The sequence below is a fragment of the Methylobacterium sp. E-045 genome (genome assembly GCF_022829685.1).
Classification (GTDB): Bacteria; Pseudomonadota; Alphaproteobacteria; order Rhizobiales; family Beijerinckiaceae; genus Methylobacterium.
In genome coordinates this window covers 142,106-165,693 of sequence record NZ_JAKSYE010000096.1, presented here as the reverse complement: position 1 = coordinate 165,693, position 23,588 = coordinate 142,106, and the positions used below count along the sequence as shown (strand labels likewise).

Below are 23,588 nucleotides of genomic sequence, written 5' to 3'. Positions count from 1 at the left end.
TCGCGAACGGAACGGTTGGTGACAGCAATAAACGTCGGCATTTCCATGCCTTCGGATTCTCGCACTGTCCAAACGCGCCACCCTTGCGGTCGCGGCGTTTCCCTGAGCGGCTGATCGGCAATAGTGCCCGTCCGGTCGCAGACGGGCTTACGCCGTGTATCCCGTCGCGGAGGTGACTTGAGTCACTGACGAATTCGATCCGCCTGCGTTATGGGAATCGTCAACGAACAAAAATTGGCTTTGGCGGCGCAGCCTCGAAGACAACTTCGACGGCCGTTCGTCCGGGACGACCGGGAGACACCATGCGCCGCCTCGTCCCTCTTATCCTCGCCTCCGTCTTCCTGGCAGCCCACGCCAGAGCCGAGCAGGACCTCCTGCTCGGAGCCGACATGGGCTCCGCCGCGATGACCAAGGCCGAGATGACCCGGGCCGACGTCGAGGCGCTGATAGTCAAGGCGGACGGCAAGCCCATAGACCTCTCCGACAAGGCGCTCGCCGGCCTCGATCTGTCGGGCCTGAACCTCAGGGGCGCCAACTTGCGGACCGCACGCCTCAACAAGGCGAACCTGCGAGGAGCCGACCTGACCGGCGCGAACCTGGAGCAGGCCTGGTTCATCAAGGCCGATCTCTCCGGGGCCAAGCTCGCCGACGCGAAGATGTTCGGCATCACGGCCCGCGACGCCAACCTCACCGGGGCCGACCTCAGCCGCTCCATGCCCATCGGCGACTTCAAGGGTGCCAACATGGCAGGGGCGACGCTCATCGATCTCAAGGGCGGCGCCGACATCAAGAACCAGTCCATGGGCCTGATGCGGACCGTGTTCGTCTCGGTGAACCTCAAGGACGCCAACCTGAAGGGTGCGAACCTCGGGCGCTCGCGCCTGGAATACGCCGACCTCACCGATGCGGATCTCACCGACGTCGTGCTGATGGGCTCGGACCTGTCGGGTGCGAACCTCACCGGCGCGACCGTCGCCGGGGCTGACTTCAGGAACGTCGACGTCACCGCCGCCCGGCTCATCGATCTCAAGGGCCAGGACAGCGTCAAGGACTGGTCGGAACGCGTGAACGTCGACCGCGCCATCACCCACGCGTCGAACTGAGATCGGCGGAGCCGTTCCTCAGGCCCGCGCATTGCCGACGTCGTTCCCGGCCCCTCCGCCGGCACCGTCGGTGAGGTTCGGCACGTCGCGCAACTCGTCGTCGATCTGACGGATGACAACGGCTCCCTCCACGATGACGACGATGGCGGCGACGATGACCAGGACGAAGCCGCCGATGGCCGTCGCGATGCCGAGAACCGTGATGGCCGTCGACCGAGGCACGATGACATCCAGCGCACCGAAGATGAGGGCGCTGATCAGCAGGATGGCCGCGACGAGGCCGATGAGGGAGGCTCGGCTCATCAATCGGCAGCGGCGCCGGTACGCGAGTACCTGGGCCCGCAGGTTGTCCGCCCTGCCGATATCGTGTCCCTCGGATCGGTAGTCCCCGACCGCCTGCTGATAACGTCCGAGTGCCGCGTCATAGCGCTGTTGCAGGAAGCCCATGAAAATCCAGGCCGCGAACACGATGGACGCGTTCGGTCCGATGGCCTTGAGGACGTCGCTAAGCTGGACCATGGAATTCCATATGGATGCGGAAGCCAACCCGGCTTCACGAACGAGGCTCTCGGGTGGTCGTGTCTAGCCCGGCACCTTATCGAAACTTGCGCTATCCTCGGACGCGATGCCGTTCTCGCGGTGACGGAAGTCGCTCAGCGCCCGGTAGACCTGAAGCCGCGCACGCATGACCGAACCGAGTGGCTGGTGGGCCGCAAGGCTGTGCGCCGGACGGAAGGTCATCACCTCGTCGAAGTAGCGAACGCGATCCGGGGCATAGGCTTCCTGGCGCGGCAGGCGCAGCGTCGCCACCGTACGGTAGGGGCTGATCGAGACCGGCCAGTCGACCGAGGCGTCCTCGATGGGCTGCCTCTCGGCATCGGTCCAGAGCTGGGCCCTCAGCTCGAAGACAACGTCGTGGTCCCGGAAGAAGGCGACCGTGGCGTGGCGGAAGCCGTCCTCGTCCTGGTGCGGGTCGAGCCGCCACTCGGACAAGGCGCGCTGGCTTTCCGTCGACGGCACCGCCCCGAGCTTTGCCACGTAGTCGCCGTAGCGGACCGGCGCCTGGCTGAAGTAGCTGTCGGCCAGCGGGTGGCTGAAGGGATGGCCGAAGAAGTCGGCCAGGGCGCTCTCCGTCCCGAAGGCGTGCAGGGCGCGGTTGAGGTTGCGCATGGTCGACGAGACCGCGCTCTTGACCCCCTCCGGCAAACCCGTCGACTTGCCGATGACTGTGCCGTCCCGAAGGAAGCCGGCCGCCGTGCCCGAGGGGAAGGTAGTGCCCGTCGCGAGGACGAAGTCCTGGGTGTCGGCGGCGTGGCCGGGCAGCTTCTCGCCGGGCACGCCGAACACCTTGATGGACATGCCGCGGTGGGTCGAGACCCGGTCACCCAGGGTCTCGCCTGGCCCCTGAGCGAAACGAACCGCCACCGGGTGGGTGCTTGGTGTGGCGAACAGCCCCTGCGCCAGTTCAGGCGGCAAGCCGGCGGAAATCGTCAACTCGCCAGTGACGCAAGCTGAGCTTTTGGCGTGGCTGGCGCGCACGGCATGGTGCTCGCGTGCCTCGACGGTCTCCGATTGCTGCGTCATCCCCTTGATGATGCCGTCAATCGTCTTCTGCTCGTCCGGATCGGGCTTCTCGACGTCGGGTGCGTATCTAAGGTAGGTCATGATCTTCCTCACGGTGATTGGGGAACTGAAGCGGACCGGGGCGGATAAGAGCGCAGCGGATTCGGGGGTCGACGTATCGAGTCGGAAACGGGATACCGTTTCGAACATCGAGGCGGTCGGGGGCCATTCCCGGTCCGGGACGACTTCGCGTCCGTTGAAAGTCTACCTGAGTTCGGCTGCGCTATAAGTTGGCTTCGAAGCGCTGCTTAGTTTTCGTGGCAATAGAAGACCGGACCATGGACTGGCGGCGGGGCGGGGGCGGCAATCTCGGCCGATGTGCTCGACGGCCCGTGGATGGTCGCGGACGCGGTTGTGCGACAAGCCATTTCAAGGCGCATCCGTCCCAACCGTTTCAAGGATCAAGCGCGCCGTCTCGGCAGGCTGATCCCAATGCGGGAAGTGGCCGCAGCGCTCGAACCAGTGCAGCCGGGCCGACGGGAAGGCTGCCAGGGCGCGTGCAGCCTGGCGCGGCAGCAGCAGGTGGTCCTGGCGGCCCCAGCCTATGGTGATAAGGCTAGGGGTCTTCGCCGAGCCCTGCTGCGACGGCCCGCGTGCCAGCTCACGCAGCATCGCATCGAACACCGGTGTGGCCGCCAGGCTTTGCAGCTCCGCTACGACAAGCTGCGGTGGCAGCACCCACGGACGGGCCGACAGTTGGGCTAGCAGCAGCGTACGGGTGACGGCGTGGCGCGACAGGCCGGGATGGAAGGGCCGCAGCAACCGCACTAGGCGTATCGATGCCGCGAGCGACCAGTGTAACCAGCGCGTTTCCCATCCGCGCCAGAAACCGCCTGGATCGAGCGCCACGCAGTGCCGACCGATGCCCCGCCGCGCCAGCTCCAGTATTAGCCGGCCCCCCACCGAACTGCCGACAAGGTCCGCTGTCGTCAGGCCTTGCGACTTCACGAAGCCGGCAAGCGCGTCCGCATAGGCCTCCACCGTCTGCCGGCCCGGGAGCGGGGCCGATCTGCCATGTCCCGGCAGGTCGACCAAGATCAGTTCGCGCGAGCCGCGCAATGCGGGCAAGAGCGGATCCCAGGTGCGGAGATTGGCCCCCAGCCCATGGACCATCAGTAGCGGCCGGCCCGTGCCGAGGCGTTCAAAGTGTAGGGACATGACGGCATTGCCCTTCAATATTCGAGCTGCAGTAAGCGTCGGTAGGCCGAGTGGGGGTGGCTCGGTCATGCAGGACTCAGACTGCTTGCCCGATTGCCTCGACGACCTGCGAGCCGTTGTAGGGCTTCGAAACGAAGAGGCCGTGGTCCGGAACCTCGCGGTCGGCGAGCCGATGCCGGCCCGACGTAAGGATGAGCCTGATGTCCGGCCACGTCGCGTGCACGCGCGCCGCCAAGATCACGCCGTCCATCGAGCCGGGCATGTCGATGTCCGTGAACAGCACCGCGATGTCGTAGCGGTCATGGAGGATGTCCCAGGCTTCGTCGGCGTCGCAGGCCTCGACGACGGAAAAACCGGCATCCTCAAGCATTTCGGCGGCGCAGAGACGGACAAGCGCATCATCCTCGACGACGAGCACGACCGAGTCTGTAGGGAGGCGCTTGATGGACATCTTAGGCCAACAGGCGGATCGATCCTCGGTTGCATCGTCCAGGGTTAATTGGAAGACCCGGTTCCCTGGAGCCACACTCCGGTGTCGATCAACTTCCGACACGTGGGCGCATGGGGACGACATTGCTGTCTTTGGTCGCCACCGGAACAGGATGGCCGAGCGCCTCGGCGACCTTGATGGCGAGTTGCTCTCGCTTGAACGGCTTACCGATCAGCCGGACGCCATCGTCAAGCCGCCCATGGTGGACAATGGAGTTCTCGGTGTCGCTTGACCGGCCTGGGACGATGGCTTGGTCCGGGTCGCCCGGGCACGGGCCGGACAGGTCGTCTGATCCCGAGAGCGGCATCGAGCCGGGTTTCCAGGTAACCGCCTCCCTCTGGCTCTGGAGATCGCCACTGGTCCCGGCGCCCCTCCATCCCGCCCAAGTGAACGACACCGTCCTCGTGGAGTGGCGTGTCGACGTCGATCTCTCTTCGACAGGCTTCGGATATCCGTCGCCCAAGGCACTACAAAAGCCGGGGAAACCGGGGTTCCGGGGATCGGACAAATCGAAATAAACAGTCCTATGATCAGGCCGCTGGAAATCGGTCACGGTATCCCTGGATCATCGCATGTGGCCCGAGCATTCACAGGCCACGTAGGATCAGGCCATGACCCAGGGCATCGACCGGGTGCGGACCTCGAACGTGGTCCCGATTCGGACCAACGGCACCCCGTCCTCTGGCACCATGAGCGGTTCCCATCGACCGGATCTTCCCCCGGGCGGGACCGAGGACGACGCGTACGACCATTGGGACCCCTGGAACCTCGGTCGCGAACTCATCTCCGCGAGCCAGGATTGCATCGAGGTGATCGACGACCTCGGTCACCTCCGCCTTCGAAACCCGATGGCCCGTCGGATGCTCGGCGACGACATCGCCGATGCCGGCGACGGATCATGGTCCATGTCGTGGCCCTCGGGCGTCCGCGAGGTCGCCTCGGACGCCTTGGCCGTGGCGGCCACGGTCGGCACGGCGCGCTTCGATGGCTGGCGCGCCGCCGCTCAGGGTGGGACCGTTTACTGGGATGTCGTCCTGTCCCGCATCGTCGACGTCGACGGACGGCTCGTCGGCGTGATGGCCGTGTCCCGGGACATGACGCAGCTGCGGCGGATCGAGGACGGCCACGACCTGCGCGGTCGCGAACTGAGCCATCGGCTGAAGAACCTGTTCGCCCTGGTCAACGGGCTCGTCACCCTGTCGGCGCGCAACCTCCCGGCCGTCCAATCCTATGCCGGTACCCTGCGCGACCGCTTCACGGCCATGAGCCGGGCACTCGAATATCTCCAAATCCCGCAGGCGGACGAACGCTCGTCCCGGCCGCAACAGACCCTCCAGGGCCTGCTGGGCGCGCTGCTCCGGCCCTACGACGAGGCGGGTGGTGCCGGGCGGCGGTTCGTCCACGGCGCGATGGACGACGTCCCGGTCGGCGATGGATCGGTGACCGGCCTGGCCCTCGTGATCCACGAGCTGGCCACGAACGCGATCAAGCACGGTGCATTGTCCGGGAACGGCGGTACCGTCACCGTCGATTGCCGGCGCGTCGGCGGGGACATGCGCATCGCCTGGACCGAACGCGGCGGTCCCCGCATCGAAAGCCCGCCCCGCAACGAGGGCTTCGGATCGAAGCTCACCGAGCGTACCGTCCGAGGGCAGTTGTCCGGGACCATCTCGCACCACTGGGATGCGGAAGGGCTCAGGGTCGTCATCGCCCTCCCGTGGGCGAGCCTGGCGTCCTGAGCGTCGGCCGAGCCGATGCCGCGCACGAATTCGTTTCGCCTAGCCATCGACGAGCCGCGCGTATTCTGCTTCTGGCACGCCGTAGGACGATCCCGCCAGCCTGAGCAGCATCGCCCGGCTTCGCACAGTGATGGTGCCACGCCTCGTCGCTATGACATGCGCGCGTTCAAGGGTCGCCACGGCCGCCGTCAGTCCGGTGCGGTTGACCCCCAACATCAAAGACAGGAAGCGGTGGGTCGTCGGAAGCATGTCCCCATCGACGCGGTCGTGGCACATCAGCAGCCAGCGCGCGAGACGTTGCTCCAGCTTGAAGCGTCCGTTGGCAAGCGCCGTCGAAGCGACCTGGACGTTGGCGACCTGGGCGTATCGAAGCAAGCTTCTGTGGAGACGGGGACTGTCGATCAGGGTCGCCCGCAAACAGTCCGCCGGCATCGACCAGGCCATCCCGGCCATCTGGACGCGCCCCTCGTCGGGGGTGCGGCCCGCGTCGAGCAGGACCGGCACACCCACCATGCCTTCCCGTCCGACCAATCCAAGCTCGATCTGCCCGGCGTCCGCGGACGCCGCGATGATGGAGACGACACCCTGCTCGACGAACCAGACCCGGGGGATGGCGGTATCGGCCGCGATCAGGACCTCACCCACGGCAAGGGGACCGATGTCGAGGTGCTGTCTTAACAGTGCGAAATCGTCAGGGATCAGAATTGAAAGCAGATGGTTCCGGCATTGATCCTGGATGGGCCTTGGCACGGTTCCGTCCTCGTTGGGACGGGGGGGGCGCGGAGCCTCGACCACTTCCGCCACCATGCGCCCTGCATCCGCCGATTGACAGGGGAACATAGGTAATTCGAGCCGGAACCCATCCTATGATTGGACGGAGGTCGTATTTCGGACCTACGATCAGCCATCCGCCTGAAAAGAAATGGCTTGATGCAGCATGCGCTGATCCGGAAGCTGGAGAGTTACGAGACGCTGTCCGATGCGGACCGGCGGGCGCTGAACGCGTTGGTGCCGAGGGTCCGACAGGTCGGCGCCCATGTCGACCTCGCCCGGGAGGGCGACCCGCCCGACAACGTCCACCTCATCCTCGACGGCTTCGCTTGCCGCTATAAGGTTCTGGCCGACGGCCGGCGCCAGATCATGGCCTACCTCGTCCCGGGCGATTTTTGCGACCTCAACGTGTTCATCCTTGACCAGATGGACCACAACATCGGCACGATCTCGCAGTGCCAGGTCGTGGACATCCCGCGCCAGTCCATCGAGGACATCACGGCGGAGTCCCCCCGGATCACCAAGGCCTTCTGGTGGTGCGCCCTCGTCGACGAAGCCGTCCTGCGGGAATGGCTGGTCAACATGGGGGCCCGTGCCGCCGACGAGCGCATCGCCCACCTCATCTGCGAGCTTCATGCGCGCCTGGAAGCGGTGGGCCACTCCAAGGACGACAGCTACGCGTTTCCGTTCACGCAGACCGACATCGCCGACACGATGGGGCTCTCGAACGTCCACGTGCACCGAACGCTCCGCGACCTCCGAGGCATGGGCCTGATCACGCTCAGGAACAGGGTCCTGACCATCCTCGACATCGAGCGCCTGAAGGACTTCTGCAAGTTCAACCCGAACTACCTCCATCTCAAGAACGCGCGCTGGGTCGACCGGCGCAGCGTCATCTGGGCCAGCCAATCGCAGGGAGGTTAGCCGTGCCAGGGCACGGCAACGTCGAGACACTGGTCACGATGCAGCCCATCGCCATCGACACCGGGAGCGACGACCGGGACGGGATGCTCGTGATGGCGAACGGGATGCTGGTCGCGGTCCTTGTGAAACTCGCCACGCCCGAACACGAGCAGGAGGGCGACTGGTTCGTGGAGGTGGCGCTGGGACCGCTGAGGGTGCACCTCGCCCCGACGTTCGGAAGTCTCGACGATGCGACCCGCTGGATGCGCCATCACCTTCGGGGATAAGGCGTTCGCCTCACCCGTAAATCGGCCCTGCTCCGGACTAAGGCGACAATATAAAATAATATCCATTTTGAACCTTCGGCTTGAAACTACGACCCTAATCGATCCGTACAAATCAAGGTATGCATAAATCACGCAATTCAAATGGAATGCGATCAAATAACTATGATTTATGCGTACTTCCGCAATGAAAATTCATTTCGTGCGGAACCATATAAGAATATAATACTTTGCTAGATGTCTAAAACGAAACTTCTACAACCGGATCAATACACATGAAGAAGATCACCTTCGCACTCGTTGCCGCCACCCTCCTCGGCGGCATCGCGGTCGGCGGCGCCACGGCGGCTCCGATGGGACCCAACGGAATGCAGGGCGACAACGCCGGCATGACCCAGGTCCGCATGATGCAGGGCGACCGCATGATGATGAAGAAGCGCATGATGAAGCGCCAGATGATGAAGAAGCGGATGATGAACCGCGGCATGTGATCCACGCCGACCATCGAAACGGGAGGCCCTATCCGGGCCTCCCGACCCTATTATCGGTCTCGGAGGAGGCAGCGTGCCCCGTACCTATCTCACGCGATCCGCCCCCGAAGTCGGCGAGACTGAACGTCGCCGTTGGATGTTCCGGCACCCCCTCGTCATCCGGATCGCGCATTGGGTGAACGCCCTAACCCTGCTGGTCCTGCTCATGAGCGGCCTGCAGATCTTCAACGCCCACCCGGCCCTGTACTGGGGCAAGGTCTCGACCTTCGACACGCCGCTGATGTCGATGGCATCGAGCGAGGACGATCCGCCGAAGGGCGTGACCACGGTGCTGGGGCATGCCTTCGACACAACCGGCTTCCTCGGTTCCTCGACCGGTGCCGACGGCCAGCCGGCCGACCGTGGTTTCCCATCCTGGTTGACCCTTCCAAGCGAGCAGGACCTAACCGGGGGACGCAGCTGGCACTTCTTCTTCGCCTGGGCCTTCGTCCTCAACGGGCTCGCCTACCTGCTCTACGGCGTCCTCAGTGGTCAGCTTCGGTTCCGGTTGATCCCATCGCGCGACCAGATCCGCCACTTCGGGGCGTCGATCTGGGAGCACCTGACGCTTCGGTTCCCGCAAGGCAACGAGGCCAAGCGCTACAACGTCATCCAGAAGCTCACCTACGTCGCCGTCATCCTAGTCCTCCTCCCGGTGCAGGTGCTGGCAGGCCTCGCGATGTCGCCGGCGATGGACGCGGCCGCCCCCTTCCTGCTGACGATGTTCGGCGGCCGGCAATCGGCGCGTACGGTGCACTTCATCGTCGCCAACCTCCTCGTCCTGTTCGTGGTGGTCCACGTCGCCCTGGTCCTGCTCTCGGGCTTCTGGAACAACATGCGCGGCATGCTCACCGGCTGGTTCGTGATCGAGCGCCAGGTCGAGCCGGCACCCGTCACCGACCGGGCGGGGGAAGCCGCATGATCCGCCTCCCCAGTCGACGCTCGATCCTGCTCGGTGCCACGGGTGCGCTGGGAGCCACCGTGCTGGGCGGCTGCGACCGCCTGGGTGAGATGGGTTGGTTCAAGCGCACGCTGGCGACCGGCGAGGACGCCAACCAGTTCGTTCAGCGCCTGCTGCTGACCGAGCGAACCCTCGCGCCGGAATACGCCGAGGCGGACATCTCTCCGTTCTTCAAGCCGAACGGCACCGAGGACCCGCCGGACAAAGCCTACAAAGCCCTCGTGAAGCGCAAGTTCGCGGGCTTCCAACTGGAAGTCGGAGGGCTCGTCGAGAAGCCCTTCAAGATTTCCCTGGCCGACCTTCGCAAGCTGCCCGCCCGGACCCAGATCACTCGACACGACTGCGTCGAGGGCTGGAGCTGCATTGGCAAATGGACCGGCGTGCCGCTCTTGGAGCTCCTCCAGCGTGCCGTCCTCAAGCCGAACGCCCGCTACATCGTGTTCCACTGCGCCGACACGATGGATCAGGGCGAGCCTGCGGACGCCGAGGCCACCGGCGGCGCCGAGGCTCCCGTCGCCAACCCGAACCCGAACATGACGAAGAAGGCCGCCGGTGCCGACGCCACACAGGACACAGGCGACCGATCCGACGAGGCGCCGGCCGAGGAGGCCGGCACGGCCGAACCCGTGCGTTTCTACGAGAGCATCGACCTCGTCGACGCCTACCATCCGCAGACGATCCTCGCCTACGAAATGAACGGCAAGACCCTGCCCGTCGCGCATGGGGCGCCCTTACGCCTGCGTCTCGAACGCAACCTAGGCTACAAGCAGGCCAAGTACGTCATGCGCATCGAGATGGTCGAGAGCTTCGCCGACATCGGCGAGGGCAAGGGCGGCTACTGGGAAGACCAGGGCTACGCCTGGTACGCCGGAATCTGACCGCGATCCGGATCGGCTCGCATGGCCGGGGCTTCCACCCGGTCCGTCCCTTCCCAGTCCTTCTCCCAGGAGCCTCGCATGGCCCATGTGCTCGTCATCGGCGCCAGCAACGGCATCGGCCTGGAAACGGTGAAGGCCGCCCTTGCGGCCGGCCACCGCGTACGCGCCTTCGCCCGTTCGGCGGCTAGGATCGACCTGACCGACGGAAACCTGGAGCGGTTCACGGGCGACGCCCTGAAGGTGGCGGATGTCGAGGCGGCACTCGATGGTGTCGATGCGGTCGTCCAGGCGCTTGGCGTCCCATTCCTCGACATGTTCAAGCCGGTTCGTTTGTTCTCGGATGCGACCAACGTGCTGGTGCCGGCGATGGAGAAAGCGGGCGCGCGTCGTCTCATGTCGGTCACTGGTTTCGGCACTGGCGACAGCAAGGAGGCGATCGGCTTTCTGCAACTCGTTCCGTTCCGCCTCGTGTTCGGCCGTGCCTACGACGACAAGGATGCCCAGGAGATCCGCATCCGCAAGAGCGGACTGGATTGGACGCTGGTCCGTCCAGGCGTCCTGACGAGCGGCGCGTCCACGGGGCGGTATCGGGTACTCGACGAACCATCCTCATGGCGGAATGGCCTGATCCCGCGTGCCGACGTCGCGCACTTTCTCGTCCAGCACATCGAGAACGGCTCCTACGTCAGGAAGGCCGTGGTCTTGGTCGGATAGCTTGTTTCGGGAATGGGTCGCGTGGTCGAGATCGAGCCACGAACGCGGGAATGCCTGCAAGTCGGCACTGGAGCACGCGGTGAGAAATTCGAACATCAACGACATTGGCATCACCGGAGCCGCCGAAGCCCGGACCGTCATCGGGATCGTGTCCGACGACATCGCCGACCACGCCGAGGAAGGGTTTTTGAACAAGACCGGTAGGAACAACCTGCAGGAGCTTCTCCGCCAGCAAACGACGCTCGCGCGGTTCGGGGAACTCGCCCTTCGATCTGACGATCTCAACCAGATCCTGACGGAGGCTTGCCGCCTTGCTGGCCAGGCCCTCGGGACCGACCTCGCCAAGGTCGTCGAGCTCCAGCCGGACGGGAAAACGCTTCGCGTTCGTGCGGGGGTCGGGTGGAAGGAGGGTGTCATCGGCAAGGCGACCATCACCGCCGAGCACGACACCTCTGAAGGTCATGCGCTACGGACCGGCGAGCCCATGATCTCGCCCGACATCGCGAAGGAGACCCGGTTTCGATACTCGCAGTTCCTGATCGACAACAACGTCAAGGCGGTGGCCAACGTCCTCATCATCGGCGGTCACGGGAAACCGCCGTTCGGCATCCTTCAAATCGACAGCCATGTTCCCCGCCAGTTTACCGAGAGTGATACCCTCTTCCTGCGCAGCTACGCCAACCTGCTTGCGGGTGCGGTCGACCGGATTCGGGTCATCGGCGAAGTTCGGGACGGCGAGGCGCGTCGCCGAACGGCACTTGAGGAGCGCGTCGCCGAGCGCACCTGCGCGCTGACAGAAGCCAATGCCAGGCTTCACGCGGAGGCCGAGGAGCGCGGACGGATCGAGGAGACGCTGCGCCAATCACTCAAGATGGAGGCCGTCGGGCAATTGACCGGGGGGCTGGCGCACGACTTCAACAACCTGCTGGCCGGTATCTCCGGCAGCCTGGAACTGATCCGGACGCGCCTGAGGCAGGGGCGCACTTCGGAGGTCGACCGCTACGTCGACGTTGCGATGACCTCTGTTGATCGGGCCGCCGCGCTCACCCACCGGCTCCTCGCCTTCTCGCGGCGCCAGACGCTCGATCCCAAGGCGACCGACGTCACTCGGCTGGTTGCGGGCATGGAGGATCTGTTCAGTCGTACGGTCGGGCCGGGGATCGCGGTGGAGACCAGGCTCGCGACCGACCTTTGGCCGGCGCTGTGCGATCCGAACCAGCTAGAAAACGCGATGCTCAACCTCGTCATCAACGCACGGGACGCCATGCCCGACGGCGGCCCCCTGATGATCGAGACCCGGAACACGATTATTCCGGATACGTATCTCGGGTCCGACGCCGTGCCGCCGAGGGTTCCGGCGGGCGAGTACATGGGCCTCTTCGTCACGGACGGGGGCACCGGCATGGCCCCAGACGTGATCGCCCGTGCCTTCGATCCGTTCTTCACGACCAAGCCCACCGGTCAGGGGACTGGCCTCGGCCTGTCGATGATCTACGGCTTCGTCCAGCAATCGGGCGGTCACGTCCTGCTGGGTAGCGAGGTCGGCCAGGGTACCGTGGTGTCGATCTATCTACCACGCCATCTCGGGTCGGCGGACGTCGTGAAGGTTGCCAGCTCGGTGACCACCCCGGCGCCTGCCGAGGCGGGCACGGTCGTGCTTGTGGTCGAGGACGAGATCGCCGTGAGGATGGTGATCGCCGAGTTACTCTCCGAGCTTGGCTACGTCGTGCTGGAGGCCGGGGACGGGCAGTCCGGCCTGCGGATTGTCGAGTCTCGCGTCCGCATCGATCTTCTCCTCACCGACGTCGGCCTTCCCGGCGGAATGAACGGGCGTCAACTTGCCGACGCAGCAAGGGCACACAGTCCAGGACTGAAGGTTCTTTTCCTGACGGGCTACGCCGCGAGCGCCGCCGTCAGGAATGGCCGGATGGGGGCGGGCATGGAAATCATGATCAAGCCGTTCGCTTTGGATGCGCTCGCGACCAGGATCGAAGGCATGCTCTGGATGGATCGACGGGTAGAGATCCCCGGCTCCGCCGTGGGAGAGCATACAAACCCGTGATGAGCGTCGAGCGTATCGCGTGCCTCGCCGGTATCGAAGCCGAAGTCGGTCTATTGCATGGCGCCCATGCCGACGGGCATCGCATGGAGGGCGAGCATGACTTGCACCGTGTTGATCAGGCCTACCGTCCGCTCGCTTGCGCCGCCGGACGCTGCTTTGTCTCGTAAGGCGATGAGGGCGATTTCGAGTTCGGTCCGTTGCGCGCGATGCCTTGTGTCCCGCTCCTCATCCAAGAGCGCGATGAGCTCGTCGAGATATCGGCCGCTCGCTGTCCGTTGTGCTTGTTCCATCCGCCGCCGCTCCCGAAATGCGTTGTTAAGGCCCCTTCGGACAGGGGCGGATTGGGACTGTGAAACGTCGTTCGCCCTCGACGGCGGCGAGACGTCGTTCGCAACGAGCCACTACGCATCGGGCACGACACCATTCGACAGCGTCATGTCTGGCAACGTAGCCAATCGCCTGTCATAGAATACGATCATAGGATGGGATGTGTTCATTATCTCCGAATTATCGATTTTATTTTAAAAACGTCTTTTTAAGCATAGACCCGGACACCTCTGGCATTAGTTTGCGGGTGTCGCACCACTAACGACAGATGGTCTCTGAAAATATGATAAATAGCGTGAAGCGGACGCCTCAGTTTTGGCGCGATCTCGACCAGAGTGTCTCGACCCGCGTCGGTGATGCTTTGCTCCAACCCGACCGTAATCACGAGGAGCTGGTTTCTTCGTTGCGCGATCTTGAGGAGACAGCACGAAGGGAATGCCGTCGCCGGGATACGATCCAGATCCTGACGAGCGGGCGTCGGCTTCTCGGAGACCTGTCTCCTGTTGGGATCTCAGACGGACCCTTTTCCCATACCATGGAGTAGTGGGCAGGTCTGCTTGCCCATCTAGTCGTAGCTGGGTCCTTCTATTTCATCAGGTTGATCGCGAGATGGGGGCGGCTCTGATAGAAGCCCTCGATGCCTGCAATCGTCGTTTCGGACGCAGCGCCGTCGTGCCGGGCGCCGCTGGCTTCGCACCGAAGCGCGAATGGTTGACCAAGTTCGAGATGCGGTCGCCTCGCTACACGACCCGCCTTGACGAGCTTCCCGTCGTCGCCGCGGCCTGATGGGTTTCATACAATAGAGCTCGAAGGTGAGGATCATCACCCCTTGCGCTGGGGGGCGTCCAGGCGATCACCCCTCCAGTTCAGTAATCCCTCCAGCAAACGTAGCCCATCGCGGACGACCTCGCTCGCGGAGGAGTAATCGCCGGAATTGGCAAGCTGGCTCACGAATGCCAACTGCTCGGCGGTCAGGCTGACGTTCATCATGGGCATGGCGAGCCTCCTATCGAGAGAAGCTGCGTTTTTTTTGTCAAAAATTGTCAATCGCTGACGAGGTTCACGCTGCTCACTCGCGAACGGGCCGATTACCTGGTCGAACGCTATTTGGAACGCAAGGAACGCGAGCCGGACCGGCTCAAGGCCGTTGCCACCGACATCGGCTTCATGCGGAAACCGACTTGAGATCGGGCCCCCTCGTCCTCGCCTGCCGGCATCGTGGCTTCGGAAGCCCCGATGGGACGGGCCGTCGGAGACCCGACGGTCAGGTTCCTTCGAAGGCGGTTCTGAGCACGGCTTCCAGGTCCCTGACGCCGAACGGCTTCCTCAGCATCACGGCGGACGGCCCGACCGCGCTCTCGATGGCCGCGGTCTCCGAATACCCGCTCGCGAAGATGATCGGGAGGTCGGGCCGCCGTGTTCGTACGACTTCCGCCATCTTGGCTCCGTTCATGCCCGGCATCGCGAAATCGACCAGCAGCAGGTCCGGGTCCGCCCCGTCCAGCACCGCAAGTCCGCGTTCGGCGTCCTCGGCTACGACCACATGGAAGCCAAGCGTCTCAAGGGAAGTGGATAGGAACAGCCGCACGTCGGCATCGTCGTCGACGACAAGCACCCGTCTGGTCCCATCGATGACCGCGAGGGCCTGATCGGAAGGCGCAGGCTCGATCTCGACGGCGGTCTCGACGAGGGGGAGGCTCATGACAATGGTCGTACCGGTCCGTTCGGACCGCTCGATCCAGGCGGTGCCGCCGGCCTGCTTCGCCATCGCGTAGACCTGGCTCAGACCGAGCCCCGTTCCCTTGCCGACCCCCTTGGTCGTGTAGAACGGCTCTAACGCACGGGCGGCGACGCTCTCCAGCATCCCGGTTCCCGTGTCCGAGACACGGATGTCCACATACGGGCCGGACGGGAGGTCTGCATTCTCACCGACCATCCGCTCCGTGAAGCCGAGGGTCAGGTCCCCACCTTCCGGCATGGCGTCGCGTGCGTTGATGGCGAGGTTCAGGAGGGCCATTTCCAACTGCGTCGGGTCCGCCATCACGCCGAGGCCGGGACGGGCGGCACCCACGGCCACCCGAACGAGGGGGCCGGCCGAACTCAACAGGATCTCCGCCATCCCGGCGACCAGCCCAGTTAATTCCGTGGGGCGGAGCTCAAGCCGCTGGGCTCGCGAGAAGGCCAGCAACTGTGCCGTGAGCTTGGCACCGCGTTCCGTCGCCTGCAGGCCGTTGCGGGCAAGGCGCGCCACGCGTTCGGTATCGCCGGGCCTGCGCAGGATCAGGTCCAGGCTGCCGTGCGCCGCCTGGAGGAGATTATTGAAGTCGTGCGCCAGCCCGCCGGTGAGCTGGCCGACCGCCTCCATCTTGTGGGCTTGCCGGAGGGTCTCCTCGCGCCGCAGGTCCTCGGTGATGTCCCGCCCGACCGTGTAGAAGCTGCCGCTCGCCACGTCGGCCTCGGGGACGGCCGACCAGGCGAACGCGATGGGCGTGCCGTCCGCCTTGAGAAGGCGGACGTGGAACTGATGGACGGCCTTGCCGCCCTGGAGCGTGGCGACGACGTCCCCGGTCGCCGCAAGGTCGTCGGGATGGATGATGTCCGAGAACGGCCGGGCCAGGAGCTCCGCTTCCGATCGACCGAGTTGGCGCGACCACGCCGGGTTGATCGACGTCAGGTAGCCGTCGAAGGTGGCGACGCCGAACAGGTCGCGGCTCATCTCGAACAGGCGGTCGCGCTCGCGTTTCGCCTCGGCGACCTGCCGGCGCTGGATGGTCACCCGTCCGGTCGTCTCGGTGCAGGCACAGAACAGCCCCGCGATGCCGCCGTCCCCATCGGGGACCGGCGTGTAGGAAAACGCGAAGTGGGTTTCCTCGGAGTAGCCGTTCCGATGCAGCGTCAGGGTGAGGTCGTCCATGTGGATCGGCGCCCCCTCGAAGACGCGGTCCATCAGGGACCCGACAGTCTCGCGCACCTCGGGCCAGGTCTCGAAGAACGGCAGGGCGAAAGCCGCCGGGTGCCGGGACCCCAGCATCTCGGAGTAACCGTCGTTGTAGAGCAGGGTGCGCTGCGGTCCCCAGGCGATGAACATCGGCTGACCGGCATTGAGCATCACCTGCACGAGGGTCGTCAGCGCATGGGGCCAGGTATCGGGATGACCGAGTAGGGTCCGGCTCCAATCCTGGGCCCTAAGGAGATCGCCGGTCTCGCCCCCTCCGGGAAACCTGTCGTGCATCGGACGTAGCGGCCTGTAACCCAACGAACGGCTCTTTCGAGATGTTGCCGACAATGATGTCGGTGACGACGCGTCGCTTTGCGAATTCCTGGCATCCGAGCTCGTTCCATTGCGCCACGTAAGCCCTGCGGAGGCTTGGTTCAGCCGGGGCCTCAGGCCGACGCCGGCGCGTCCTCGACCCGGTAGCGAAGCCAGACGAAACCGCCTTCCAGGGTTTCCGTGGAGAGGTGGCGAAGGGACTGGCCCGCGGCCGGCCTCTCGTCGATGGCGCCCACGTAGTCGAAGATGCTCGGGACCCCCGACAGGCCGTCGATGGCGGGGGTGACGAGGACGCTGATCTCGTCGATCAGGCGAGCCTTGAGGAAGGCCCCGTTGATGGCGCCCCCTCCCTCCAGCAGGAGGGTCTTCACGCCGAAGGCTTCGTCCAGTGTATCTAGGGCATGGGCCAGATCATGACCATTCCGCCCGGCGAAGACGTAGGAGACGCCGTCCTCGCGCAGCTCGGCGAGGTACGCATCCGAGACGCCCTCGCCGAGGATCGCGACGACATGGTCGCCGCCGGCGTTGTCCTGCCCGTAATGGACCTTGCCATGCGGATCGATGGCCACGGCCAGGTCCCGGCCCTTCCGGTCCGCCACGTGGGTCTCGCGTGGCAGACCTCCGGCGGCGGCGGGGTTCCGTTCCGACCCCTTGGCGATCTCCGACATGGTCTTGCGACCGACGATCCAGCCCTCGGCGCCGAGGCGCCCGGCGACCTCCTCATAGTGGCGGTGCGGCAGTCCGGCATTGATGCCGGCAGCCGGAGGGGTCCATCGGCTGGGATGCAGGCGCCCGTCGACGGAGCTGATCATGTGGCAGACGATCCTGGGACGCATGGGTTCGGGCCTTTCGATAGGGGGCGAGGTGCGTTCGCCGGGGCGTCAGCCGCCCAGGTACTGCTCGTCGGTGACATGCTCCATCCAGTCGGTGGACCTGCCGTCGAGCGCCTCGACGAGGGCGACGTGCGACATGCCAGTGTCCGCCGCGGCGCCGTGCCAGTGCTTCACGCCGGGCGGGATGCGGACCACGTCGCCGGGCCGGATTTCCTGGACGGGACCGCCCCACCGCTGCACGCGACCGACACCGGCGGTGACGATCAGCGTCTGACCGAGGGGATGGGCGTGCCAGGCGGAGCGCGCACCCGGTTCGAAGGTGACGAGACCGCCGGACAGCCGTGACGGAGGCGCTTCCTTCAGCATCGGATCGACCCGGACCGAGCCCGTGAAGCGCTCGGCCGGTCCCTTGACCGAGGGTTGCGACCCGGCGCGCGAGACCGTGATGGCGGCGGCATCCTGGGATGGGGCCGGCGGGCCGTCGGTGGCCCGGCAAGGACCGAAGGCCACGAGGAGGAGCACGACTCCGGCGGAGGCGATAATTCCCAATCGCGTTCCTCCGCCGGATTCGATTTTTCACCCATGCTCACGCCGCGTCCGGCATCCGGTCGAGGAGCTTGTCGAGTGTGATGGGATAGTCCCGGACCCGGATACCGGTGGCGTTGTGGATGGCGTTGGCCACCGCCGCGCCGGCCCCGCAGATGCCGAGCTCGCCCACGCCCTTGGCCTTCATCGGCGAGGAGATCGGATCGACCTCGTCGAGGAAGATCACCTCCTGATGCGGGATGTCGGCATGGACCGCGACCTCGTAGCCGGCGAGGTCGTGGTTCACGAAGAAGCCCCGACGCTTGTCGATTGCGAGTTCCTCCATCAGGGCCGCCCCGACGCCCATCGCCATCCCGCCGATGACTTGGTTGCGAGCCGACTTCGGGTTGAGGATGCGGCCGGCGGCGCACACCGCGAGCATGCGGCGGACGCGGATCTCAGCCGTCGCGACGTCGACCCCGACCTCGACGAAGTGCCCGGCGAAGGTCGATTGCTGGTACTTCTTCGCGAGGTCGCCGAACTCGATGGTGTCCTCGGCGACCACGTCACCCCCGGCGGCCGCCTGGGCGAGCGGCGCGGTGCGATTGCCGGAACGGACCTGCCCGTCCTCGAACACCGCGTCCGCGGAGTTGAACCCGAGTTTCTGCGAGACCGCCTCGCGCAGCTTCTCGCAGGCCGCGAAGACGCCCGAGGTCGAGCAGTTCGCACCCCACTGCCCACCCGATCCGGATGACACCGGAAAATCGGAATCCCCGAGTCGCACGATCACCCTGTCGAGGGTCACGCCCATCATCTCAGCGGCGGTCTGGCCAATGATGGTGTAGCTGCCGGTGCCGATGTCGGTCATGTCGGTCTCGACCGTGAGCATGCCCTTGGCGTCGAGCCTGACGCGTGCGCCCGACTTGGTGACTTGGTTGTTGCGAAAACCGGCTGCGACGCCGATACCGACGAGCCAACGCCCGTCACGGACCTGGCCGGGCTTGGACACCCTCTTGTCCCAGCCAAACCTGTCCGCCCCGGTGCGCAGGCACTGGACGAGGTTGCGCTGGGAGAACGGACGCTCGGGCTTCTCGGGATCGACCTGGGTGTCGTTCAGGATGCGGAATTGGATCGGGTCGATCCCGAGCTTCTCCGCCATCTCGTCCATGGCGATCTCCAGCGCCATCAGGCCGGGGGCCTCGCCGGGCGCGCGCATGGCGTTGCCCTCGGGGAGGTCGAGCGTGGCCATCCGGGTCTGGGTCATCCGGTTGGCGCCGGCGTAGAGCAGGCGGGTCTGCTGGACGGCCGCCTCTGGCTTGCCGTCCGGCAGGTTGCCGGACCAGCTCTCGTGACCGATGGCGGTGATCATGCCGTCGGGGGTGGCGCCGATGCGGATACGCTGGATCGTCGCCGGCCGGTGGACGGTGTTGTTGAACATCATAGGCCGCGTCAGGGCGACCTTCACCGGCCGACGCGCCGCGCGGGCGCCGAGGGCCGCGAGGATCGCCTCGGTCCTCACGAAAAGCTTGCCGCCGAAGCCGCCGCCGATGAACGGCGAGACGATGCGGACCTTGTCCTGCGGCATGTCGAGGGTGGCCGCCACGTCGCGCGCCGCCCAGGCGATCATCTGGTTCGAGGTCCACACTGTGAGCCTGTCACCCTCCCACGAGGCGATGGACGCGTGCGGCTCCATCATCGCATGGGCCTGGTCGGGCGTGGTGTAGGTGGCGTCGAGCTGGATCGGCGCCCCGGCGAAGGCACCGGCGAAATCGCCGACCGAGGTGTCGGCCGGGGCGGGCCCGAGCTTCTCCGGCTTGCCCGTGTCCTTGACCGCAGCGAGGTCGTAGGCCCCCTTGGCCTCGGCGTAGTCGATCTTCACCAGGGCCGCGGCGGCGCGGGCCTGCTCGAAGGTCTCGGCGACCACGAGCGCGACGGCCTGGTGGTAGTGCTCGATCTCGGGGCCGCCGAGCAGGGTCGCGATGTTGAGCTTGCCCTTCCCGAGCTTGCCGGCGTTCCCGGCCGTGACGATGGCCAGCACGCCCTGCGCGGCCTTGGCCGACGTCAGGTTCATCGCCTTGATCCGCCCCTTGGCGATCCCGGCACCGACGACGAAGCCGTAGGCGGGCTTGAGCTTCGGATCGTGCCAGTCGTAGGCGTATGGGGCCGTGCCGGTGGTCTTGAACGGACCGTCGATCCGGTCCGTGGCCTTGCCGACGACCTTGAGCTTGTCGATGGGGTTCTGCCCTGCGGGGGTGTCGAACTTCATGGCTCAGGCCCTCGCTTCGGACAGGACGGCGCCGAGCGTGCGCTCGGCCAGCTTCAGCTTGTAGGCGTTGTCGTGCGTGGGCTTGGCGCCGGCGAAGACCTTGTCCGTGACGGCCTTGGCGCCCTTGGGTAGGTCGCCCTCGGCCGCCTCGATGCGCCAAGGACGCGGCGCCACGCCGCCAAACGCCACGTGCCCGGTCCCGTCCTTGCCGATGATCGCGGCGACCGAGACCAGGGCGTAAGCGTAGGAGGCCCGGTCGCGGACCTTGCGGTAGATGTGCCTCCCGACCACCGGCTTCGGCAGCGTCACCGCGGTGATGAGCTCGCCGGCCCTGAGGGTGGTGTCCACCTCCGGCCTGTCGCCGGGCAGGCGATGGAAGTCCGCTACGGGGATCTTGCGCGTGCCGCCCTTGGCGTCGACGGTCTCGACGGTGGCGTCGAGCACGCGCATGGCCACCGCCATGTCGCCCGGATACGTCGCGATGCAGGCTTCGCTCGCGCCGATCACGGCGAGCTGCCGGCTGACCCCGTCGATGGCCGAGCACCCGGACCCCGGCTGGCGTTTGTTGCAGGCCTGGGCGGTGTCGTAGAAGTACGGGCAGCGGGTGCGCTGGAGCAGGTTGCCGGCGGTGGTCGCCTTGTTGCGCAACTGCCCCGACGCGCCCGCGAGGAGCGCCCGGCTCAGCACGCCGTAATCCTTGCGGACGCGGGCGTCAGCCGCGAGGTCGGTGTTTCGCACCAGTGCGCCAATGCGAAGGCCGCCCTCGGGGGTCGCCTCGACCTTGTCCAGGCCGAGGCCGTTCACGTCGACGAGGTGGGTCGGCGTCTCGATCTGAAGCTTCATCAGGTCGAGCAGGTTGGTGCCGCCGGCGATGAACTTGGCGTTCGGCTTGGCGGCAACCGTCGCGGCGGCCTCGGCGGGCGAGCTCGGACGCTCGTAAGTAAAGGACTTCATGCCTGCCTCCCGGCGACTTCGGTGATCGCCTCGACGATGTTCGAGTAAGCGCCGCAACGGCAGATGTTGCCGCTCATGCGCTCGCGGATCTCTGCGTCGGTGACTTCGTAGGGTCCGTTGAGATCGGCGCTGACGTGGCTCGGGATGCCGGACCTGATCTCGGCGATGACCGCCACGCCGGAGCAGATCTGGCCCGGAGTGCAGAACCCGCACTGGTAGCCGTCGTGCTTGATGAAGGCCGCCTGCATCGGGTGGAGATCGCCCGGCTTGCCGAGTCCCTCGATGGTCATGACGGCATCGTTCTGGTGCATCACCGCCAGGGTCAGGCACGAGTTGATGCGCCGACCGTCGACGATCATCGTGCAGGCGCCGCACTGGCCGTGGTCGCAGCCCTTCTTGGCGCCGGTCAGGTGCAGGTGCTCGCGCACCGCGTCGAGCAGGGTCGTGCGCGTGTCGAGTTCGAGCTCGCGCCGCTCGCCGTTCACGGTCAGGGACATCTTCGTCAGGACCGCCCCCTCGGCATCGGTCGACTGTGCCCGGGCGGAGCCCGGGAAGGCAGTGGCCGCGGCGGCGACCGAGGCACCCGCCACCAGGTCGCGCCGGTTGAGTTCGAGGTCGCCTGGACTTTGCATCTGGTTCTCCGGCAGGGGGGCGATGGTTGACCGAGCGCCGGACATGAGCCGTCGGCGTCGGCCACGCTGAACATGGACCAGCTCTAAACTAGCTATGCGAGCCTGACCGATTAGGGGTCGAATTCGGCATGAGGCTATGAGGTAGGCTCATGAATGAAGCTGGTGGCGCCGTTCGTGCCCCGTCCGGCGTTGGCCACCGATGGTGTCGGAAGGGCTCTCGCCGGCCTGATCAGGCAGGCGCAACCGAGGCTGCCGAGGCCAGCCAGCGCGATTACCCAGCCCATCGGCCACGGCGTGCCGTCGGCGAAGGCGCCGACGAGCCCGGCACCGAGGATGCCGCTGCCATAGTGGATCGCCCCGACTAGGGCCGAGACCGCGCCGGCCCGCTCCGGAAAGCCAGAGAGGGCGCCCGACACGGAGTTCGCCACGACGAAGCCCGTGGCCGAGATGAACACGAACAGCGGAACCACGAGCCCGGCGAGACCGCCCCATCCGGTCCCCGTCGCCACGGCGAGTGCGAGGCCGGAGCAGGCGCCCAATCCCGTCCCGAGGACGAGCAGGCGGTCGCCGCCGAGGCGCATCACCAGCCGCGCGTTGAGCAGGTTGGTGGCCATGATCCCGAGGATGCCGACCCCGAAGAGAAGGCCGTAGGCCTGGGGGCCGACCCGGTAGACCGTGATGTAGGCGAAGGGCGAGCCGGCGATATAGGCGTACATCCCGGCATAGAAAAACCCTCCGGCCCCGGCATAGGCGAGCACGCGCGGTTCCCGCAGCAGGGCGCCATACCGTCCGAAGGCCCACGCGAGCGGTTCACGGTTGCGTCGCCCCGGCGGCAGGGTATCGGGCAGCGTGAACAAGGCGGCGAGCGTGAGGACGCCCACGCCGACCAGCACCCAGAAGATCGCCCGCCAGCCGGCCACCGCCAGGATCTGTCCGCCGACGAGCGGCCCGAGCAGGGGCGCGATGGCCATGACGGTCATCAGCGTCGACAGCATCCGGGCGGCGTGGTCGCCGGCGTAGAGGTCCCGCACCATGGCTCGCGCCAGGACGACGCCTGAGCAGGCACCCGCCGCCTGCACGACGCGCCAGGCGATCATCTGCCCAGCCGAGCCCGAGAGCGCGCAGCCGGCCGAACCGATGACGAACAGCACGAGCCCGAACGCGATGGGTCCCCGACGTCCGTATCGGTCGCCGAGGGGCCCCCAGAGAAGCTGCCCCAGGCTGAACCCAATCAGGTAGCCGGCGACCGTGAGTTCCATTGTGCCGGTGTCGGAACCGAGGCTCGTGGCCATGGTCGGCAGGGCCGGCAGGTAAAGGTCGGTCGAGATCGAGGCGAAGCCCATCAGCGCGCTGAGTACGGCAAGAACGCGCCAGCCGTGTCGGGCTGCCTCGATCCGAGCCGGAGCCTTCGCTCCCACGGTGGAGGCACCTACCGCGGCGTCCCCGGGGTACACGTCCGCCGTGATCGTCCCCGACGCTCGATCCGCTTCCGCACGCGCGAGCATGGGCAGATTCCATTTTTCATGAGACGGTGCGCACGGGATCGCGCGCACCGAAGCGGCCA

Annotated in this window: 23 protein-coding genes and 2 pseudogenes; 11 read left to right on the top strand and 14 right to left on the bottom strand. The window is 66.1% G+C overall.

Annotated features, from left to right (window positions below; all coding sequences use genetic code 11):
• Positions 1-302 precede the first annotated feature (302 nt).
• A complete protein-coding gene (locus tag MKK51_RS19540; protein WP_243979863.1) occupies positions 303-1,103 on the top strand; it encodes a pentapeptide repeat-containing protein in 801 nt (266 codons plus the stop codon).
• Between the two features lie 18 nt (positions 1,104-1,121).
• Here MKK51_RS19540 and MKK51_RS19535 read toward each other — a convergent pair whose 3' ends face one another.
• The 4 genes from MKK51_RS19535 to MKK51_RS19520 form a co-directional block, all read right to left on the bottom strand.
• Positions 1,122-1,622: a DUF2721 domain-containing protein gene (locus tag MKK51_RS19535; protein ID WP_243979861.1), complete on the bottom strand. Its 501-nt coding sequence runs from the start codon at positions 1,620-1,622 to the stop codon at positions 1,122-1,124.
• 63 nt (positions 1,623-1,685) lie between these two features.
• Positions 1,686-2,768: a catalase family protein gene (locus tag MKK51_RS19530; RefSeq protein ID WP_243979859.1), complete on the bottom strand. Its 1,083-nt coding sequence runs from the start codon at positions 2,766-2,768 to the stop codon at positions 1,686-1,688.
• Positions 2,769-3,095: 327 nt separating this feature from the next.
• The gene (locus MKK51_RS19525) at positions 3,096-3,953 is read right to left on the bottom strand and encodes an alpha/beta fold hydrolase (RefSeq protein ID WP_243979858.1); all 858 of its coding nucleotides are present in this window, start codon (positions 3,951-3,953) and stop codon (positions 3,096-3,098) included.
• Between the two features lie 7 nt (positions 3,954-3,960).
• Positions 3,961-4,335 carry a response regulator gene (locus tag MKK51_RS19520; protein ID WP_243979891.1) on the bottom strand — a complete coding sequence of 125 codons (375 nt, stop codon included), beginning with the start codon at positions 4,333-4,335 and terminating at the stop codon, positions 3,961-3,963.
• 650 nt (positions 4,336-4,985) lie between these two features.
• Here MKK51_RS19520 and MKK51_RS19510 point away from each other — a divergent pair.
• Complete coding sequence (locus MKK51_RS19510; protein ID WP_243979856.1) at positions 4,986-6,113, top strand: HWE histidine kinase domain-containing protein; 1,128 nt, start codon at positions 4,986-4,988, stop codon at positions 6,111-6,113.
• A 39-nt stretch (positions 6,114-6,152) separates the two neighbouring features.
• Here MKK51_RS19510 and MKK51_RS19505 read toward each other — a convergent pair whose 3' ends face one another.
• The gene (locus MKK51_RS19505) at positions 6,153-6,920 is read right to left on the bottom strand and encodes a Crp/Fnr family transcriptional regulator (RefSeq protein ID WP_243979854.1); all 768 of its coding nucleotides are present in this window, start codon (positions 6,918-6,920) and stop codon (positions 6,153-6,155) included.
• 123 nt (positions 6,921-7,043) lie between these two features.
• On the opposite strand from MKK51_RS19505, the gene MKK51_RS19500 reads away from it, so the two are divergent.
• From MKK51_RS19500 to MKK51_RS27415, 7 genes are all read left to right on the top strand, one after another.
• The gene (locus MKK51_RS19500; RefSeq protein ID WP_243979852.1) at positions 7,044-7,808 is read left to right on the top strand and encodes a Crp/Fnr family transcriptional regulator; all 765 of its coding nucleotides are present in this window, start codon (positions 7,044-7,046) and stop codon (positions 7,806-7,808) included.
• 2 nt (positions 7,809-7,810) lie between these two features.
• On the top strand, positions 7,811-8,074 hold the full coding sequence (locus MKK51_RS19495) for a hypothetical protein (RefSeq protein WP_243979850.1): 264 nt from the start codon (positions 7,811-7,813) through the stop codon (positions 8,072-8,074).
• A 272-nt stretch (positions 8,075-8,346) separates the two neighbouring features.
• On the top strand, positions 8,347-8,562 hold the full coding sequence (locus tag MKK51_RS19490) for a hypothetical protein (RefSeq protein ID WP_243979848.1): 216 nt from the start codon (positions 8,347-8,349) through the stop codon (positions 8,560-8,562).
• Between the two features lie 136 nt (positions 8,563-8,698).
• Positions 8,699-9,523, top strand: coding sequence for a cytochrome b/b6 domain-containing protein (locus tag MKK51_RS19485; RefSeq protein ID WP_243979889.1), 825 nt, complete (start codon positions 8,699-8,701; stop codon positions 9,521-9,523).
• Positions 9,520-10,440 (top strand): molybdopterin-binding protein, encoded by a 921-nt coding sequence (locus MKK51_RS19480; RefSeq protein ID WP_243979846.1) that lies wholly within the window; start codon positions 9,520-9,522, stop codon positions 10,438-10,440. The genes MKK51_RS19485 and MKK51_RS19480 overlap by 4 nt, the downstream gene beginning before the upstream one ends.
• 78 nt (positions 10,441-10,518) lie before the next feature.
• Complete coding sequence (locus tag MKK51_RS19475; protein ID WP_243979845.1) at positions 10,519-11,154, top strand: NAD(P)-dependent oxidoreductase; 636 nt, start codon at positions 10,519-10,521, stop codon at positions 11,152-11,154.
• A 79-nt stretch (positions 11,155-11,233) separates the two neighbouring features.
• Positions 11,234-13,216 (top strand): response regulator, encoded by a 1,983-nt coding sequence (locus MKK51_RS27415; RefSeq protein ID WP_243979843.1) that lies wholly within the window; start codon positions 11,234-11,236, stop codon positions 13,214-13,216.
• Between the two features lie 50 nt (positions 13,217-13,266).
• On the opposite strand, the gene MKK51_RS19465 is transcribed toward MKK51_RS27415, so the two are convergent.
• Positions 13,267-13,506, bottom strand: a complete 240-nt coding sequence (locus tag MKK51_RS19465) for a hypothetical protein (RefSeq protein ID WP_243979841.1) — start codon at positions 13,504-13,506, stop codon at positions 13,267-13,269.
• Positions 13,507-14,137: 631 nt separating this feature from the next.
• Here MKK51_RS19465 and MKK51_RS19460 point away from each other — a divergent pair.
• Positions 14,138-14,329 (top strand): annotated as a pseudogene (locus MKK51_RS19460) (DUF4113 domain-containing protein); the annotation flags it as partial.
• A 36-nt stretch (positions 14,330-14,365) separates the two neighbouring features.
• On the opposite strand, the gene MKK51_RS19455 reads toward MKK51_RS19460, so the two are convergent.
• Positions 14,366-14,539 carry a type II toxin-antitoxin system ParD family antitoxin gene (locus MKK51_RS19455; RefSeq protein ID WP_243979839.1) on the bottom strand — a complete coding sequence of 58 codons (174 nt, stop codon included), beginning with the start codon at positions 14,537-14,539 and terminating at the stop codon, positions 14,366-14,368.
• A 45-nt stretch (positions 14,540-14,584) separates the two neighbouring features.
• Here MKK51_RS19455 and MKK51_RS19450 point away from each other — a divergent pair.
• Positions 14,585-14,728, top strand: a pseudogene (locus MKK51_RS19450) (arsenical resistance protein ArsH); the annotation flags it as partial.
• 79 nt (positions 14,729-14,807) lie between these two features.
• Here the strand turns inward: MKK51_RS19450 and MKK51_RS19445 are convergent.
• The 7 genes from MKK51_RS19445 to MKK51_RS19415 form a co-directional block, all read right to left on the bottom strand.
• Complete coding sequence (locus tag MKK51_RS19445; protein WP_243979837.1) at positions 14,808-16,775, bottom strand: PAS domain-containing sensor histidine kinase; 1,968 nt, start codon at positions 16,773-16,775, stop codon at positions 14,808-14,810.
• Between the two features lie 152 nt (positions 16,776-16,927).
• Positions 16,928-17,650: a dihydrofolate reductase family protein gene (locus tag MKK51_RS19440; RefSeq protein WP_279601222.1), complete on the bottom strand. Its 723-nt coding sequence runs from the start codon at positions 17,648-17,650 to the stop codon at positions 16,928-16,930.
• Positions 17,651-17,695: 45 nt separating this feature from the next.
• Positions 17,696-18,094, bottom strand: coding sequence for a cupin domain-containing protein (locus tag MKK51_RS19435; protein WP_243979887.1), 399 nt, complete (start codon positions 18,092-18,094; stop codon positions 17,696-17,698).
• A 139-nt stretch (positions 18,095-18,233) separates the two neighbouring features.
• Positions 18,234-20,438 (bottom strand): aldehyde oxidoreductase molybdenum-binding subunit PaoC, encoded by a 2,205-nt coding sequence (gene paoC / locus MKK51_RS19430; protein WP_243979833.1) that lies wholly within the window; start codon positions 20,436-20,438, stop codon positions 18,234-18,236.
• Between the two features lie 3 nt (positions 20,439-20,441).
• A complete protein-coding gene (locus MKK51_RS19425; protein ID WP_243979832.1) occupies positions 20,442-21,392 on the bottom strand; it encodes an FAD binding domain-containing protein in 951 nt (316 codons plus the stop codon).
• The gene (gene paoA, locus MKK51_RS19420; RefSeq protein WP_243979830.1) at positions 21,389-22,024 is read right to left on the bottom strand and encodes an aldehyde dehydrogenase iron-sulfur subunit PaoA; all 636 of its coding nucleotides are present in this window, start codon (positions 22,022-22,024) and stop codon (positions 21,389-21,391) included. Before paoA ends, MKK51_RS19425 begins: the two co-directional genes overlap by 4 nt.
• A gap of 134 nt (positions 22,025-22,158) precedes the next feature.
• Entirely contained in the window at positions 22,159-23,529 is a 1,371-nt protein-coding gene (locus MKK51_RS19415; protein ID WP_243979828.1) for a multidrug effflux MFS transporter, read from the bottom strand.
• Positions 23,530-23,588: the final 59 nt, after the last annotated feature.